This is a genomic window from Fontimonas sp. FW305-C-3, from assembly GCF_058783185.1.
In genome coordinates, this window is record NZ_JBYSYK010000002.1 from 484,250 (window position 1) to 499,282 (window position 15,033).

General features: G+C 64.8%; 15 protein-coding genes. 2 read left to right on the forward strand and 13 right to left on the reverse strand.

Going from position 1 to position 15,033, the window contains the following annotated elements; translation table 11 throughout:
- The first annotated feature begins 5 nt into the window (after positions 1–5).
- Entirely contained in the window at positions 6–2,642 is a 2,637-nt protein-coding gene (gene mutS / locus AC3WUF_RS08410) for a DNA mismatch repair protein MutS (protein WP_492424422.1), read from the forward strand.
- A 3-nt stretch (positions 2,643–2,645) separates the two neighbouring features.
- On the opposite strand, the gene AC3WUF_RS08415 is transcribed toward mutS, so the two are convergent.
- The 5 genes from AC3WUF_RS08415 to AC3WUF_RS08435 form a co-directional block, all read right to left on the reverse strand.
- The gene (locus AC3WUF_RS08415) at positions 2,646–2,942 is read right to left on the reverse strand and encodes a hypothetical protein (RefSeq protein WP_492424424.1); all 297 of its coding nucleotides are present in this window, start codon (positions 2,940–2,942) and stop codon (positions 2,646–2,648) included.
- Between the two features lie 63 nt (positions 2,943–3,005).
- Positions 3,006–3,239 (reverse strand): DUF2970 domain-containing protein, encoded by a 234-nt coding sequence (locus AC3WUF_RS08420; RefSeq protein WP_492424426.1) that lies wholly within the window; start codon positions 3,237–3,239, stop codon positions 3,006–3,008.
- Between the two features lie 21 nt (positions 3,240–3,260).
- The gene (locus AC3WUF_RS08425; RefSeq protein ID WP_492424428.1) at positions 3,261–3,749 is read right to left on the reverse strand and encodes a DUF2505 domain-containing protein; all 489 of its coding nucleotides are present in this window, start codon (positions 3,747–3,749) and stop codon (positions 3,261–3,263) included.
- A gap of 157 nt (positions 3,750–3,906) precedes the next feature.
- Positions 3,907–5,262 (reverse strand): DUF1329 domain-containing protein, encoded by a 1,356-nt coding sequence (locus tag AC3WUF_RS08430; protein ID WP_492424430.1) that lies wholly within the window; start codon positions 5,260–5,262, stop codon positions 3,907–3,909.
- A 211-nt stretch (positions 5,263–5,473) separates the two neighbouring features.
- Positions 5,474–6,889: an ABC1 kinase family protein gene (locus AC3WUF_RS08435; RefSeq protein ID WP_492424432.1), complete on the reverse strand. Its 1,416-nt coding sequence runs from the start codon at positions 6,887–6,889 to the stop codon at positions 5,474–5,476.
- 6 nt (positions 6,890–6,895) lie between these two features.
- On the opposite strand from AC3WUF_RS08435, the gene AC3WUF_RS08440 reads away from it, so the two are divergent.
- Positions 6,896–7,339: a DUF6918 family protein gene (locus tag AC3WUF_RS08440; RefSeq protein ID WP_492424434.1), complete on the forward strand. Its 444-nt coding sequence runs from the start codon at positions 6,896–6,898 to the stop codon at positions 7,337–7,339.
- A 112-nt stretch (positions 7,340–7,451) separates the two neighbouring features.
- On the opposite strand, the gene AC3WUF_RS08445 is transcribed toward AC3WUF_RS08440, so the two are convergent.
- The 8 genes from AC3WUF_RS08445 to AC3WUF_RS08480 form a co-directional block, all read right to left on the reverse strand.
- Positions 7,452–7,736, reverse strand: a complete 285-nt coding sequence (locus AC3WUF_RS08445; RefSeq protein ID WP_492424436.1) for a hypothetical protein — start codon at positions 7,734–7,736, stop codon at positions 7,452–7,454.
- A 121-nt stretch (positions 7,737–7,857) separates the two neighbouring features.
- On the reverse strand, positions 7,858–10,434 hold the full coding sequence (locus AC3WUF_RS08450) for a DUF1329 domain-containing protein (protein WP_492424438.1): 2,577 nt from the start codon (positions 10,432–10,434) through the stop codon (positions 7,858–7,860).
- Positions 10,431–11,183 (reverse strand): energy transducer TonB, encoded by a 753-nt coding sequence (locus AC3WUF_RS08455; RefSeq protein ID WP_492424440.1) that lies wholly within the window; start codon positions 11,181–11,183, stop codon positions 10,431–10,433. The genes AC3WUF_RS08450 and AC3WUF_RS08455 overlap by 4 nt, the downstream gene beginning before the upstream one ends.
- A 4-nt stretch (positions 11,184–11,187) precedes the next feature.
- The gene (locus AC3WUF_RS08460) at positions 11,188–11,592 is read right to left on the reverse strand and encodes an ExbD/TolR family protein (RefSeq protein ID WP_492424442.1); all 405 of its coding nucleotides are present in this window, start codon (positions 11,590–11,592) and stop codon (positions 11,188–11,190) included.
- 9 nt (positions 11,593–11,601) lie between these two features.
- Entirely contained in the window at positions 11,602–12,150 is a 549-nt protein-coding gene (locus AC3WUF_RS08465; RefSeq protein ID WP_492424444.1) for a MotA/TolQ/ExbB proton channel family protein, read from the reverse strand.
- On the reverse strand, positions 12,140–13,474 hold the full coding sequence (locus tag AC3WUF_RS08470; protein WP_492424446.1) for a MotA/TolQ/ExbB proton channel family protein: 1,335 nt from the start codon (positions 13,472–13,474) through the stop codon (positions 12,140–12,142). The genes AC3WUF_RS08465 and AC3WUF_RS08470 overlap by 11 nt, the downstream gene beginning before the upstream one ends.
- Positions 13,471–14,232, reverse strand: a complete 762-nt coding sequence (locus tag AC3WUF_RS08475) for a DUF3450 domain-containing protein (protein WP_492424448.1) — start codon at positions 14,230–14,232, stop codon at positions 13,471–13,473. The genes AC3WUF_RS08470 and AC3WUF_RS08475 overlap by 4 nt, the downstream gene beginning before the upstream one ends.
- A complete protein-coding gene (locus AC3WUF_RS08480; RefSeq protein ID WP_492424450.1) occupies positions 14,222–15,028 on the reverse strand; it encodes an alpha/beta hydrolase in 807 nt (268 codons plus the stop codon). The genes AC3WUF_RS08475 and AC3WUF_RS08480 overlap by 11 nt, the downstream gene beginning before the upstream one ends.
- Between the last annotated feature and the right edge of the window lie 5 nt (positions 15,029–15,033).

The following is a 15,033-nucleotide window of genomic DNA, read 5'->3' on the forward strand; positions in this document are numbered from 1 at the left end:
CTCTGATGACCGTCAGCCCTTACGCCGACCATACGCCCCTGATGCAGCAGTTCCTGAGCATCAAGGCCCAGCACCCGGACACCCTGGTGCTGTTCCGCATGGGCGACTTCTACGAACTGTTCTACGACGACGCCCGCAAGGCGGCGCGGCTGCTGAACATCACGCTGACCAAGCGCGGCGAATCCGCTGGCCAGCCGGTGATCATGGCCGGCGTGCCGCAGCACGCGCTGGAGCAATATCTGGCGCGCCTGATCAAGGCCGGCGAGTCGGCGGTCATCGCCGAACAGGTCGGCGAGCCGGGCAACGACAAGGGACCGATGCGCCGCGAAGTCGTGCGCGTTGTCACGCCGGGCACGGCGACCGACGAAGCGCTGCTCGACGAGCGCACGCAGACGCTGCTCGCGGCGGCCTGCCGCGTCGGCCCACTGTTCGGCCTCGCCTGGCTGGAGCTGTCGTCGGGCCGCTTCAGCCTGCTGCAGACCGCGTCGGCCGAGGAACTCAAGGCCGAGCTGCAGCGCCTGCGCCCCAGCGAACTGCTGGTGGCGGACGGTGCCGCGCCGGAGATCTCCGGTTATTCGGGACCCGCCGCGCACACACGGCCGATCTGGCATTTCGACAGCGCCTCGGCCTATCGCCTGCTGACCGCGCAGTTCAACACCCGCGATCTGCGCGGCTACGGCGCCGAAGGCCTCGATGCGGCGATTGCCGCCGCCGGCGCGCTGCTGCAATACGTGCAGGAAACCCAGCGCAGCACGCTGCCGCATCTGGGCGGCCTGAACGTCGAATCACCGGGCGATGCGCTGATGCTCGACGCCGCGACGCGGCGCAATCTGGAAATCGATCGCTCGATTTCCGGCGCCCACGATTTCACCCTGTTGCACATCCTCGATCGCTGCGTCACCGCGATGGGCGCACGCGCCCTGCACCGCTGGCTGACGCGCCCCTTGCGCAATGCCGCGCTGGTCGGCGCGCGCCACGACGCCGTCGCGGCGCTGATCGAGCTCGGCGCGGACGCACGCAGCGCGCGCGGCTTCGAGACGCTGCGCGGCGCGCTGAAGGACATTGTCGATATCGAGCGCATCCTCGCCCGCATCGCGCTGCGTTCGGCGCGCCCGCGCGATCTCGCCGGCCTCGGCGCGAGCCTGCTGCAACTGCCAGCCGTGCATGCAGCGATCGCAACGCTCGAATCGCCATTGCTCGCCGAGCTGAAGAGCCGCCTCGGTGCGCATCAGGACCTGGCCGCCCATCTCGCCGCCGCGCTCAGCGACGAACCGCCGCTGCTGACCAAGGACGGCGGCATCTTCCGGATCGGATTCGACGAGACGCTCGATGAACTGCGGCGCCTGTCCGAAAACGCCGATGGCTATCTCAGCGACCTTGAAGCCCGCGAACGTACGCGCAGCGGTATCGAGACGCTCAAGGTCGGCTACAACCGCGTGCACGGCTATTACCTGGAGGTCGGCAAGACCCACGCGGCGAAGGTGCCGGCCGACTACACGCGGCGCCAGACGCTGACCAATTACGAGCGCTACATCACCGAAGAGCTGAAGCGCTTCGAGGATCAGGTGCTGTCGGCGCGCGACCGCGCCCTCGCCCGCGAAAAGGTCCTATACGAAGCCCTGCTCGACAGACTCGCTGCCGTGCTGCCTGCGCTGCAGGCCTGTGCGCAGGCGCTGGCAGAACTCGATGTGCTGGCGAACTTTGCCGAGCGCAGCCATGCGCTCAACTACGTGCGCCCGCAACTGGTCAGCGAGGACTGCGTCGAGATCTGCGGCGGCCGCCATCCGGTCGTCGAGCAGACCGCCACGTCGGCCTTCGTGCCGAACGATCTGACCCTGAACCGCGACACGCGCCTGCTGATCATCACCGGCCCGAACATGGGCGGTAAGTCGACCTACATGCGGCAGACCGCGCTGATCGTGCTGCTCGCGCATACCGGCTGCTTCGTGCCGGCGGACAGCGTGAAGCTGGGACCGATCGATCGCATCTTCACGCGCATCGGCGCGTCCGACGATCTGGCTTCCGGGCAGTCGACCTTCATGGTCGAGATGAGCGAGACCGCCAATATCCTGCACAACGCGACCGCTAGCAGTCTGGTGCTGATGGACGAGATCGGCCGCGGCACCTCGACCTACGACGGCCTGTCTCTGGCGCGCGCGGTGGCCGAGCATCTGGCGACCAAGCTCGGCGCGTACTGCCTGTTCGCGACTCACTATTTCGAACTCACCGCGCTGCCGGCGACGCTGCCCATGGTCGCCAACGCGCATCTCGACGCGGCCGAGTATCCGGCGGGTTCCGCGGGCCACGACGGCGACCGCCTGGTCTTCCTGCATCGGGTGAAGGCCGGCCCCGCCAATCGCAGTTACGGCCTGCAGGTCGCCGCCCTCGCGGGCGTGCCGCAGACGGTGATCCGCGCAGCGCGTGAACATCTGGCCGAACTGGAGCGCAAACCGGATCCCGCTTCGGCTGCGCCGCAGCTGTCGTTGTTCGGCAGCAGTCCGAAGCCGTCGGCTCGCGAAGCGCCGGCGCCTGCAAAGGCACCGGCGCTGGAGCTGCTCGAAGGCCTTGAACCGGACAGCCTGAGTCCGCGCGAGGCGCTGGAAGTGCTTTATCGGCTCAAGGCGACATTGCGCAAGGATTGAAGATCAAGCCGTGTTGCGCTGCCTCAGCGCGGCGATGATCCCAAAGACGGCGAAGCCCATCAGCACACCGCCGACCGCGATCGCGATCAGCGCGATATGCGGGACGTTGACGACGCGTGACAACAGCGGCAGCTTGCCAAATTGCTCCGCGGCGCCGAGCCCGAGAAGTACAGCGCCGATGCCGTCCAGCACAAAAAGCGGCCACGGCATCTTCTTCGCCGGCGGTGGCAATAACTGATCCGTACGCCGGCGGCGCAAACCTTCGCCACTTTTGTCCTGCCGACGTTCGCCTAGCGCCATTGGAGCCCCCGGAAACCCTGGCATTCCCGACCAGGCAAAGAGAATCGCGATCTCTAGAGAAAATTACAAGCCGGCGCTTCGCAGCGCCAGCTTGACCGCCATGACCACACTCAACACGAACAGCACGGTCATGGCCAGACCTATCACGATGAAATGGGCCGGCTTTCCCTTGGAAAAATCACGTTGGCGATTCTTCGAGCTTTGCACGCCGAAGAACGAGGCCGCGACGCTGGCCACGGTCTGCCACAAGGTCGGTGCGCGCACGCTGTCGTCGTCCTGCCCCGGCGTCTGCGTCATATCGGTCGCTCAGCCGGCCGCTCAGTAATCGGCGAGGATGCCGCGCGTCGTCGCGATATCGTCATCGGCCTTTGCGTTGATGTCTTCCGCGGTGAGCTTTTCGATCTTGCCGCCGATCAGCGGAATCGGGCAGCTGATGTTCCACTTCAGGGTATTGGCCGAACCCTTGCCTTCGTCCTTCAGGCTCATGTCGCACTGCACCTTGACCGGCGTGCCCTTGATCTCGACATCGAGCTTGCCGGTCATCCTCTTGATGTCCCAGCTGTCCTGCTGGACGACGACCATCGACGTCGGCAGGAATTTCTTCGCGAAGTCCGGAATCGATACCGTGTTCTTCGCGGTGTAGCGCACCTTGATGCTGAATTGCGTGTCGGTCTTCTTGTGCTCCAGCACCTCGACTTCCGTGAAGCCCAGCTCCTTGTACTTGCGCTCGAAATAGGCGCGGTCGCTGAACATCTTGATCACCGTTGCCGCCGGCTTGCCGAAGGTGTGCTTGCTGTCGAATTTCATGACTCCCCCTACGCGAATTTAGTGTGTGTATGCCGGGCATGTGCCGGCGCCAACGTCCGGCGCTCTTGGCGACCGGGGCGGCAGAAACAAAAAACCGCCGGGTTTGACCCCGGCGGTTTCAAATCTACACCAATCGCTCCGCGGTTGCGGTGCGTTTTTACTTGGTCGTCATCTTCTGCACCGACGCAGCGGTGAAGTAGTCCGGCTTGAAGGTCACGGTCGCATCGATCGGCTTGTCTTCGTTGAACGCAGCGGTCACGAAGTAACGGCCCGAAGTGAAGTGATAGATGACTTCCGGAATCGTCGTCGCGGTCAGGATGTTGTATGCGAAGACCATGTGGCCTTCCTGGAACTGGTACAGCTGATCGCGGTTGTCGTAAGCGTCGATCATGCCGATCGTCCAGGAATCCTCGTCAACGTAGTAACGACGCTTCTTGAACGTGTGGCTGGTACCGGCCTTGATGTCAGCCTCGACGACCCAGACGCGATGCAGCTCGTAGCGCGGGATGTCCTGATTGAGATGGCGCGGCTTGGCCAGATCCTTGTACTTGACCGACGGGCCGGCGATCTTGTTGGAGTTGTACGGCAGGTACATTTCCTTCTTGCCGACCAGCTTCCAGTTGTAGCGCTCAAGCACGCCGTTGAACATGTCGACCTGATCGTAGAACTGGTGACCGTCGGTGCCTTCGTACGGGTTGTCGCAGCAGACCGTCGGGGCGCGACGGATGCGCTTCAGGCCCGGCGAGTACAGCCAGGCAGCGCGACCTTCCGCACCCGTACCGGCCTTTTCGTGGACCAGAATAAAGGTGCCGGCGAGGCGCGGCGGGGCGACCGTCTTCGACAGATACTTGAGGAACTCGCCGGAACCCTTGGTCAGCGGCACCGGGTTCTTGATCGAGCCATAACCGAACTGGACGTCTTCGACCAGCTTGGTCAGCTGGAACTCGCCGTTCGGCTGCACGATCATCTGGTTGTTGTAGCGCGTCAGCGCTTCGCCGCGCCATTTGACCTTGTGATTCCAGATCGGCTCGGCGCCGGTCTTGGGAATCGGGAACGGGAAGCCGAGTTTGCAGTCGTTCGGCGTATCCGGGTTGAGCATTTCGCAGCCGGTTGCATTGATCTTCGTGGCGTCGAAGATTTCCTGCGGCCAGGTCACCACGCGATGCGGCGGATAGACGTTGAGCTTATAGGTGTCGTAGGTGTTCAGCAGGTGCTTGTGACCTTCCGACAGCTTGTCCGCGTACTGGGCCATGTTGGCCTTGGTGATCGTGTACAGCGGCTTGTCGCCGTCAATCTTCGGATCGTTCGGGTATTCACCCGACAGCGCGCCACGCTTGGCGCCCGGCGTCCACGCCGGAATCGAGCCGTCCTTATTGCCGGCCTTTTCAGCGCCGACAGGCGTCAGGCTGGTACCCAGCTGGGCTGCCTCTTCCGCGGAGACCTTCGCACCAGCCTGCCCAGCCATCAGGGTCAGTGCCAGCGCGCCGGTCAATACTGCTAGGCGCTTGTTCATCGGGTTTTCTCTCCTCAAAGGGGTTCAGATCTATGCCGTTATGCCACTTTCTGCAGCGGGCTGAAGGCGCGGGTCATGCTACATGAATACGCAAACAGCTTTCCACCGTCGAGTCTTGCATTGTCCATTGAACGGATGCTGAACTCACTACCCGTTCTTTATGGGTTTATTGGCTCGAAAACGCGCGCCGTAAGCAGCCGTACCGTCTTTTTTAACGTGCGGACGATGCGCGCAGGCGCTCCAGAGCCGCCAACAACGCAGGCCGCTCGCTGAGTTCGCAACGCAGCGTCGCCAGCATGATGAAAACGCCGGCAAGCCGGCGGTGCAGGAAGACGATTTCGCGCGGCGGCACCCGGAAATGCACCGACAGGGCATTGTTGGCGGCCAGCTTGCTGGCCCGCATGGGCAGATCGCTGAGACCCCAGTTGTAATCGCCCTCGGCGGTCCAGAGCTGCGCAGGGACCCGCGCGTCACCCGTCTCGCTGAAGGGCTCGACGATCATCTCGCAAAGCTTTGCGAACGCACTGCCGACCGCATCGGGAACGCCGGCGCGCATCAGGCCGATGGCGCGCGCGCCGCGCATGACTTGCGCGGTATCGCGCAACAGCGCGCCTTCGACGATGTCGGCATAGTTTTCGATGAACCCACGGCCGAACACCCGCGTCGCACCGAAATCGAGCAGCACGATGCGATCGATCTCGCCGTCCTTGCCGGGACGGATGCGGTAATTGCCGAAATGCGGATCCGACTGGACCATCCCCCAGTCGAAGAACTCCTGCAGGAAGAGCTCCATGAAGGCGTCGCCCAAGGCGTTGCGACGCTGCTGCGACAAGCCCTGCACTGCCGGCTGACGCACGTGCTCGCCGTGTTCGAACGAGGTCGTCAGCACCTGGTCGCGACTGTAGTCGGCGATGACTTCGGGCACGACGAAGCGCGGATCGTTGGCCAGGCGCTTGCGGAAGGTCTCGGTGAACTGGCGTTCGCTCTGGTAGTCCACCTCACGGTGCAGCATCTCGCGCACTTCGTTGAAGACCGGCGTGATGTCGAGCCCGCGCGGCGACAGGCGCGTCATGATCAGCAGACGCGACAGCGTGCGGATATCGCTTTCGATGGCATCGGCAACGCCGGGATACTGGATCTTGACGCACAGCTCCTTGCCGTCGGAACGACGCCGTGCGCGGTGCACCTGGCCGAGAGACGCCGCTGCCAGCGGCTGCTCGTCGACCTCCAGCTCGCGCAGGCGCGAACGCCCGAGCGCACGCTCCAGCACCGGCTGCACGATCTTCCAATGGACCGGCGGCGTGTCGTCCTGCAGCGACGACAGCACGGTGACGGCTTCTTCGGGCAGGAAATACTGTCCGTACAGCGACAGCATCTGCCCGGCCTTCATGACGCTGCCCTTGAGCTTGCCCAGCTCGTCGGCCAGGATCTGCGCCTGCTTGCGATAGAACTCGCGGTTCGCCTCGCTGCGATCGACCTCGCCACGGAAGATATTGGCGACCGAATGCGCAAAGATCTTGGCACCGGCGCCGACGCCGAGCTTGGTCAGCGCAACGCTACGCTCCAGCGACCCGGTTTTGAGGGACGAAATGCTAGGCTTGCCGCCGTTATCGTTCGCCGAAGACATTGATCGATGAGTAATGGCCTTGCCGATGTACTGTTAGCGCCGCAGCAGCGCGACGCCGTGATTGCCGATACGGTCCAGCTGATCGAGTCCCGGATCAGTGGCATCGGTGGACTCAAGGGCATCAGCCTGAAGACTGGATTGGCGATGGTCAAGGCTGCAAAGCCCGGCATCATGGTCAAGGCGACACAGCGCCTGCTGCCCGAGTTCATTGCCGCGCTGGATCCGCTGTACCAATCGTTCCGCAACTCGGCGGAGCGCGACTTTAGCGCGTTTCTGCGCAAGCATGATCGCCAGGTCACGACGGCGCTGCTGTCGATTGCCGATGCGCGTGTGCGCCAGGCCAGCCCCGGCATCCAGTCCAGCTACGGAAAATTCCGCAAGCTCGCGGAAGACGAGGTCAGGGCTGCCGTGCCGGACCTGGCGAAACTGATTCGCGGCTACCTGCCCTGAGGGCTTGGGCACAGCGGCGAAAAATTGGGACCGGCCGACACCGCCTGCATCGACCGGCCCCAAGGGAGTGATCGTTCGGGTGCGCGGCGCGCACCGGGTGATCGCGGATCGCCTAGGGTTTGGCCTGCACCGAGGTCGACGCGCTGACCGTGCCGCCCTTGCTCAGGGCCGCCAGGGTTTCGGATCTCAGCCCCGCGAGCGCCTTGAGCGCAGCCTGCTGCACCGCGCGCCGCTGTTCGGCACGGATGTCGTTCAGCGCCCGCGTCAGGACGCTGTCCGGCGCTGCCGCCTTGTCGGACGCGGCGACCGGCGCTCCAGCGTTGGCCAGCGCCGACGCGGTCAGCATCAGCGCAGCGGCTGCCCGGCCGGCATATTTGCCCAGTTCCTTGGTATTCATTGCCCCTTCTCCATCCTTGTCCAGCGGCAAGAACTTCCGTCTTGCAGGGGTTGGATGCGGCTCGGGCAAAAAGGGTTGCAGCCGATCGGGCGGATCGCCCGGCAGCCGCCCCGGCGCCTGGCTACTTGGCGTAGCGGGCCTTGACCTGCGCCGGCAGGAAGTCGCCTTCCCGCATCGGGATGTCGTATTGCGGCGGACTGTCCTCCGCGGTCAGGTGGTTGGCGAAGTAGCGGCCGTCCTGCAGGTCGTACACCAGCATCGGCGCGACATTGGCCGCCTGGATGTCGTAGATCGGCAGCAGATGGCCTTCCTGGAATCGCCATGGCTTGCCGTCGCGATCATGGTTCTCGACCAGCACGACGTTCCAGCTGTCCTCGTCGACATAGAACGTGCGCTTGCCGAAGCTGTGCCGCTTGCCGCTGCGCTCGGTCGCCTCGATGATCCAGACACGGTGCAACTCGTAGCGCGTCAGGCTCTGGTCGAAATGATGCGGCTTGAGCATGCTGGCGTACTTGTTCTTCGCATCGCCGATGCGGAAGCTGTTGTACGGAATGTACAGCTCGCGCTTGCCGACCAGCTTCCAGACGTAGCGGTCGAAATCGCCGTTGTACATGTCGACCATGTCGATGAACATCAGGCTCTCGGAACCCGGGAACGGCTGGTCGTAACCGACCGGCGGAATCCGGAACATCTTCGGGATCTTCGGCGGCAGCACCCAGACGTCGCGGTTGTTCTCCAGCGAGTTCGCGGTCTCGTGAACCAGCGCGAGGAAATCGATCTCGTTGCGCGAGGCGCCGAACCAGGTCAGGTAGTACAGCAGGAAATTCTTCTTCGACAGATCGATCGGATCCACCGTGTTGCCGTAGCGGAAGTACGCCTTCTCGGTCTGCTTCAGGTAGATCGGCGCACCGCGCACCGGCACCACCGCCTGCGTCGTCTGCTGTTGCACCGTGTTGCCGCGATAACGCGTGCGGTGGTTCCACATGATCTCGACGCCGGACTGCGGCTTGGGGAACGGCACGCCGAGATGCGCGCCGGTCAGCGAATCCGGCCCCAGCAACTTGGACTTGCCGATGTTGGCGAGGCTGGCGTCATAGATCGCCTGCGGATATCCGACGCTGCGGCGCGTCTTGTAGACCGGCATGCTGTAGGTCGGATAGCGGGCGAACAAGGCCTGATGCGCCGCGCTCAGATGCTCGCGATAACGCGAATAGTTGGTCGCGCTGATCGTGAACAGCGGCGCGTCCGCGGGAAACGGATCGAGCAGCCGCTTGCCCGGCCCGGTGCCGCTCGGCCACTCGCTGCGCGCAATGCCCCCCGTCCACGCCGGGATCGTGCCGTCGGCACTCGCTCCGGCTTCGGCGCCGATCGGCGTCAGCTTGCTGCCGGCCGAACTCGCCGCAGGTGCCGCGCTATCGGAGCCGCCACTGCCGGCGCTGATGACGATGCGCTCGCCGCCGATCAGTCCGCCGAGCTGGATCTGCTCGTCGCTGCGCTGGCGCCGCTCCGATGCGGCGGCCAGTGCCTGTTCGCGCGCGCGGCCGCTTTCCAGGTACTTGAGCCATTCGCCGGCCAGCTTGCGCGACGGCGCCTGCTGCTGTGCCTTGGCGAAGGCCTGCATCGCCGCCTCGACATTGGCCTGCTGGTAGCGCGCCATGCCGAGCGCCATGTAGGTATTGCCGTCGCCGGCACCGCGGGCGATCGCCGCATCCAGCGCCTGCGCCGCTTCGGCGTATTCCTCGCGATCCATGTGCAGCTGCGCGCGCTGCTGGTAGAGCGCGGCGCTTGGTGCCAGACGGATCGCTTCATCCATCGCCTTCAGCGCCAGGCTGGCTTCGCGCGCCGCCAGCCACAGCGAGGTCAGCAGCTTCCAGTTCTCGCCGTTGGACGGTACATCGCGGCGCTCCATCATCGTCTGCAGCGTCGACGCGGCCTGGAACGGCGCGCCAAGCTGGGCGGTCAACATCACCAGCTGCAGGCGCTCATCCGCGGTCGTCAGGAAACCAAGGCGGCCCGCCAGCTCCAGCACGACCGAGGCGCGGATCTTGTTGCCGGTCTTGACGTAGATGGCGACAAGACGCATCCAGTCCTCGCGCTGCGAGGCATCTTTCTTCAGCAGCTGTTCGAGCTGCGGCAGCGCCTCGCGCTCCTGTCCGTTGGCCAGCAGCACGGCGGCGTAGACGCGGCGCCAGCTCGGATCGAGCTCGCGACCGGCAACGCCCTTGACCGCGCGCTCGACCAGCTGCAGCGCCTCGCGATACCGTTTCTGCTCGTAATAGGCCGAACCCAGTGCAATCAGCGCCTCGTTGCTCGGCTTGCCGCCCTTGACCTGGGCTTCGAGCTGCGGAACCAGCTTCTTGTAATCGCCACTGGACATATACAGCTGCGACAACTGGTCGCGCATCTGCTGCGCGGCCAGGCCCGACAGCGCGTTCTGCGCGAGCGCCTGCTCGATGTACTTCGCCGCCTGCGCGGCATTGCCGGACTGCGCCGCCTTGGTCGCCAGATCGCGCAGCAGCAGTGCCTTGCCGTAGGGATCGGTGGTCTGCTTGAGCAAGTCTTCGGCGCTTTTCTGCTGGGTCTCGGCCGGCACCGCGTCGAGCACCCGCGTCTCGCTGCGGTACTGATCGGCGCGCGCCGGCGCAGACGCCAGCAGCAGCATCGCGACAAACAGCCAGGGATGACGGAGTCCGGTCATTTCCAGTTGTAGGCGCAGTCCGCCGGGTCCATGTCGACCTTCTGCTTGACCTCGCGCGCCTTGTCGAACGATGCGTACAACCAATGCGAGACGCTCTCGATCGCCGCTTCCTCGAACACGCCGCGCGGATCGGCATCGATCAGCCTGACATTGGTGACCTTGCCGGTCGGCAACACCGTGAAGATCACCTCGACCCAGCCGCGGATGCCTTGCTTGCAGGCCCATTCAGGCATCTGCGGACGCGCGGTCGACAGCGGAATGAGCGGCTTGCCGACAAAACCCTTGCCGGTGCCGACCCCGCCGCCGCCGGAACCCGAGCCGCGACCGCCGCCGGCAAAGCCGCCGAACGACCCGCTGCTGCCGAGATTGAGACCGCCGCTGCCCACCGACAGCGGCATCGAGATCGCGCCGAGATCGAAAGGCGTCACCGACGCCGCCGGCATGTTGAAGGTCGGCAGATCGTTGCGCGCCATCGATGGCGGCGCATCCGGCGGCGGCGGCGGCGCGAGATCCAGACTCTGCAGCGGATCAGATTCCTGTTCTGGTTTCGGCTGCACGACCTCGATGCCTTCGAGCACGCGCTGCGGCTCGACGTGCTTGCCCTGCGGCGGGGCGACCAGCCAGTACATCAGCAGGAACATCGCCAGCACCAGGAACAAGGCCGCCACCGGGATCAGGAACCAGCGCAGATTGTCCGTCGCGGGAGCGCGGCTCCCCATTCCGACGTCGGCAGTGGCGCGAATTTGCACGGGCTTACTTCGGCGTTGCGGCGATGGCGACGTCGGTGACGCCGGCGAGCCGGACCTGATCCATCGTCTCGACCATCAGGCCGGCACGCGCGGCCTGATCGGCCTGGATCACGACACTGGCCTGCGGATGCTGCTGCTTGAGCTTCTCGATGGCCGGACGCACGGTGCGGATGTCGACCCGCGATTTGTCGATCCAGATTTCGTTGTTGGCCGAAATCGCGACAAAGATATTCGCGCGCTCTTCCTTCTGCGCAGTCTCGGCCGACGGCCGATCGACACGGATGCCGGACTCGCTGACGAACGCCGCAGTGATGATGAAGAAGATCAGCAGGTTCATGATGAAATCGAGCATCGGCGCCAGGTCGATACCGGTTTCTTCGTGCTGCGGCGTGTGCCTTTGCATTCTCATGTCAGCGGATCACTCGTAGACCAGCACATCGTTCAGCTGCTCGGCTTCACGCCGTGCGCGCGCTTCGAACATCTGAATCGGATACATCCCGGACAGGCTGACCGCCAGACCGGCCATCGTCGCGATCATCGCCTGCGACACGCCGGACGCCATGGTCTGCGCGTCGGCACGTCCTTTCAGCGACATGACGTCGAAAACCTCGAGCATGCCGACGACGGTCCCCATCAGGCCCAGCAGCGGGCACAGCGGAATGATCGCGCGCATGATCGGCAGCGTCGTGCTCATCGCCAGCCGCGCTTCGGAAATCATCTGCGTGCGGATGCGCCGCGCGTACCAGGATTTGCGCTCGCTACGCGCCGCCCAGGCCGCGCGCAGCGCTTCCTGCTGGCGCGGGAACATGCGCTTGAAATACCAGTAGCGTTCGAGGATCAGCGACCACATCACCAGCGCGGTGATGAAGATCACGATCAGCACCGGGCCGCCGGCATCGAAAAAATCCGCCAGCGAAGAGAACGGCGTCAGCAGCTCATGACGCCACTGGTCGAAGCTAGCCAGCACGCGCGCCCTCCAGGCGACGCGCCAGCAGGCCCGCGCTCTGCTCGTCGAGAATCTGGATCAAGGCGCGCGAGCGCGTGGCCAGCAGCGAGTTGATGAACAGCAGCGGGATCGCGATGCCCAGGCCGAGCACCGTCGCGACCATCGCATGCGAGATACCGCCGGCCATCACGCGCGGATCGCCGGTGCCGGCTTCGAGAATCGCCTGGAAGGTGATGATCATGCCGATGACGGTGCCGAGCAGACCGAGCAAGGGGCCCGCCGCGACGATCATGCGGATCAGGTTCTGGAAGCGCTCGATGCTCGGCGTTTCGCGCAGCACCGCTTCCGACAGATGCAATTCAAGCACTTCCGGATCGGCCGAGGTTTCGTCCTTGAGTACCGCCAGCACGCGGCCCAGCGGGTTGTCGTTCGTCGGTGTACGCGTGTTCTGCAGCTGGGCATTGACCTTGCGGCCGGTCTTCATCAGGAACAGCAGCTGGTAGATCGCCAGCGCCGCGCCGACGATACCGATCAGCAGAATGACGTAACCGAGCATGCCGCCCTGATTCAGGCGCTCCAACAGCGACGGCTTGAGCGTATACAGGCGCAGCAGTTCGCCGCGCGTGGGGTCGACCAGCACCGGCGCGTAACCCTGCGTCGTCTCGCTGAAATCGCTGAGCAGGCCTTCGTGGCCAGGCTGACGATCCAGCAGCGTCAGATGCCCGGTGACGCCGTCCAGCGTCAGCAGGCGATCGTCGGCGAATGCGGTGAACATGCCGACACGCACCACGTCGGCTTCATTGCGCACGCCGTCGTCGTTGACGATCTCGGTCTTGAAGCGCGCGACGCGTCCGCCTTCGGCGATCTCCTCGGCGAGTGTCACCCAGAGTGCCTCGAGATCGTTGAGCGCCGGCAGTTCGGTCGCCTGCTCGAGGCGGCTGAGCAGCTCTAGACGTTCAGGGGCCTGCGCCGTCACCAGCGAATCGCTCGCTCGCACGCGGAAGTCGCCCGCGGTCTGCTTGACGCCGGCATACATCGCGCTGGCATCGCCGATGCGCGACACCAGCGCCTGCTTCATCGTCGTGATCTCGGCCTGCCCGGCGTCGAACTGCGAGCGGACCCGCGCGGCCTTGGCTTCGGCCGCGGCCAGATCCGCCTGCGCCTTCTGCAGCAATGCCTGCTGCTCGTTCTTTTCCTTCAGGAAGCGCGCTTCGCGCTCCTGGTTGAGCTTGGTCGTCTGCGAGGCCGAATCGCGGATCTGCTTGAGCAGTTCGTCCATGCCGGTCTTCTGCTGCGCCAGCGCGATGCCGGGCAACAGCAGTGCCATCCATACGAGCATCCTCATGGCTGGCCCCCTGCAGCCGGCATCGGCAGCACCAGCAGATCGGCGGCCATCGTTTCACGCGCCATGCGAATACCTTTCTTCACCGCGGCCTGATACTTGCGGTCCAGCTCCATCCATTTGGCGCTGGCAACGTCCCAGTAGAACGTCTCCTCGCCATCCAGCGTCATCGCATACAGCCCGGTGCGGCCAACACGCAGCACATCGACCGTGCGCTCGCCGATCTGGGTGCGCTCGGCGCCCAGACTGCGGCCATACTCCGCTTCGATCTGGTAAGCCTCGAGCACGCGCCGATACTTCTCGGCAACACCCGTCTCAGGATTGGCCATCAGGCGCTGCAGGTTCTCGAGCCGTTCCTTGCGCTCCTCCTGCAGGAACGGCAGATCGGCGGCCACCAGTTTCTCCAGACCGTCGAACATGCGCAGCATCAGCGGCAGGATCTCGCGCTCGGTGCGCTCCATCTCGACCAGCTGACGCTGCAACGATGCGCGTTCGGCATCCTGCCCGGCGGTCAGCTGCGCCAGCTGCTCGGCGTAGACGTTGAGCTGCTGCGCCTGCCAGATGGCAGCGCGATAGCGTTCGAGCAGGTCCTTGGTCTGGTCGTCGAGCTTGTCGATCCGCTCCTGAGACGCAACCGACGCGCGCTGAGTCGACTCAGCGGTCGTCACCGCGCGCTCCAATGCTTCGTTCTGCGCCAACGCGACCGATGCGGCCGTCAGCAGAACCGCGGCAGAAATCCCGCCGAGAATGTCAGACCGCACGGCCGGCCGCCTCGTGACGCTTTTCGAAGCGCTTTTCTATGGGCCGCAGCCAGCTGCAGATCAGATGCATCATCTCTTCCGTCTCCTCATCGTCGATGACCCAGTGACCGCGGTCAGCGTAATAGCGCTGGGTGGCCTGCGGATAACGGGCGGCGACCTTGCGCACGACCGATCCGGGCACCAATTTGTCCTGCCCGCAGCCAACCACATAGACCGGACATTTGACTTCGTCCGAATGGACCGCAGCCGCGCGCGAAAAGTCCGCCCACCAGAATGCGATCTCGGCGGCCGCACGACCGGACTCGTGAACCAGCCCCTCGTAGATCTCGCGATGCCGGTTGACCGGCACACCGTTGTACGCCGACAACGCCGCGCGCTCGGCGCTCGGCTTGTGCGCGTTGCGCCACAGGGCGCCGCTGAACAGCCACGGCGCGAAGGCCGCAATCGTCGACAGCTTCAGCGCGTTGATACCCCATTGCGGCGCCGGCGTCAGCAGCACCAGCGCCAACGGCTGGACGCGCATCGCCACCTGCTGCGCGAGCAGACCACCCATCGAGTGCCCGATGATGATCGGCGGCGCGTCGAAGTTCTGCGCCTGAATCCAGTCCACCAGGTAGTCGGCGTACTCGCGCAGGCTTTTGCTACGCACCTGCAGCGGCTGGTCCGGCACCGCGCCGTGTGCCGGCAGCGTCGGCGCATGACAGCGGTAACCTCGCGGCGCCAGCAGTTCGGTCACCCGCGCCCAGTTGGCGCCGGTACACCACATGCCATGAATCATCACGACCGGATACGACATTCCCT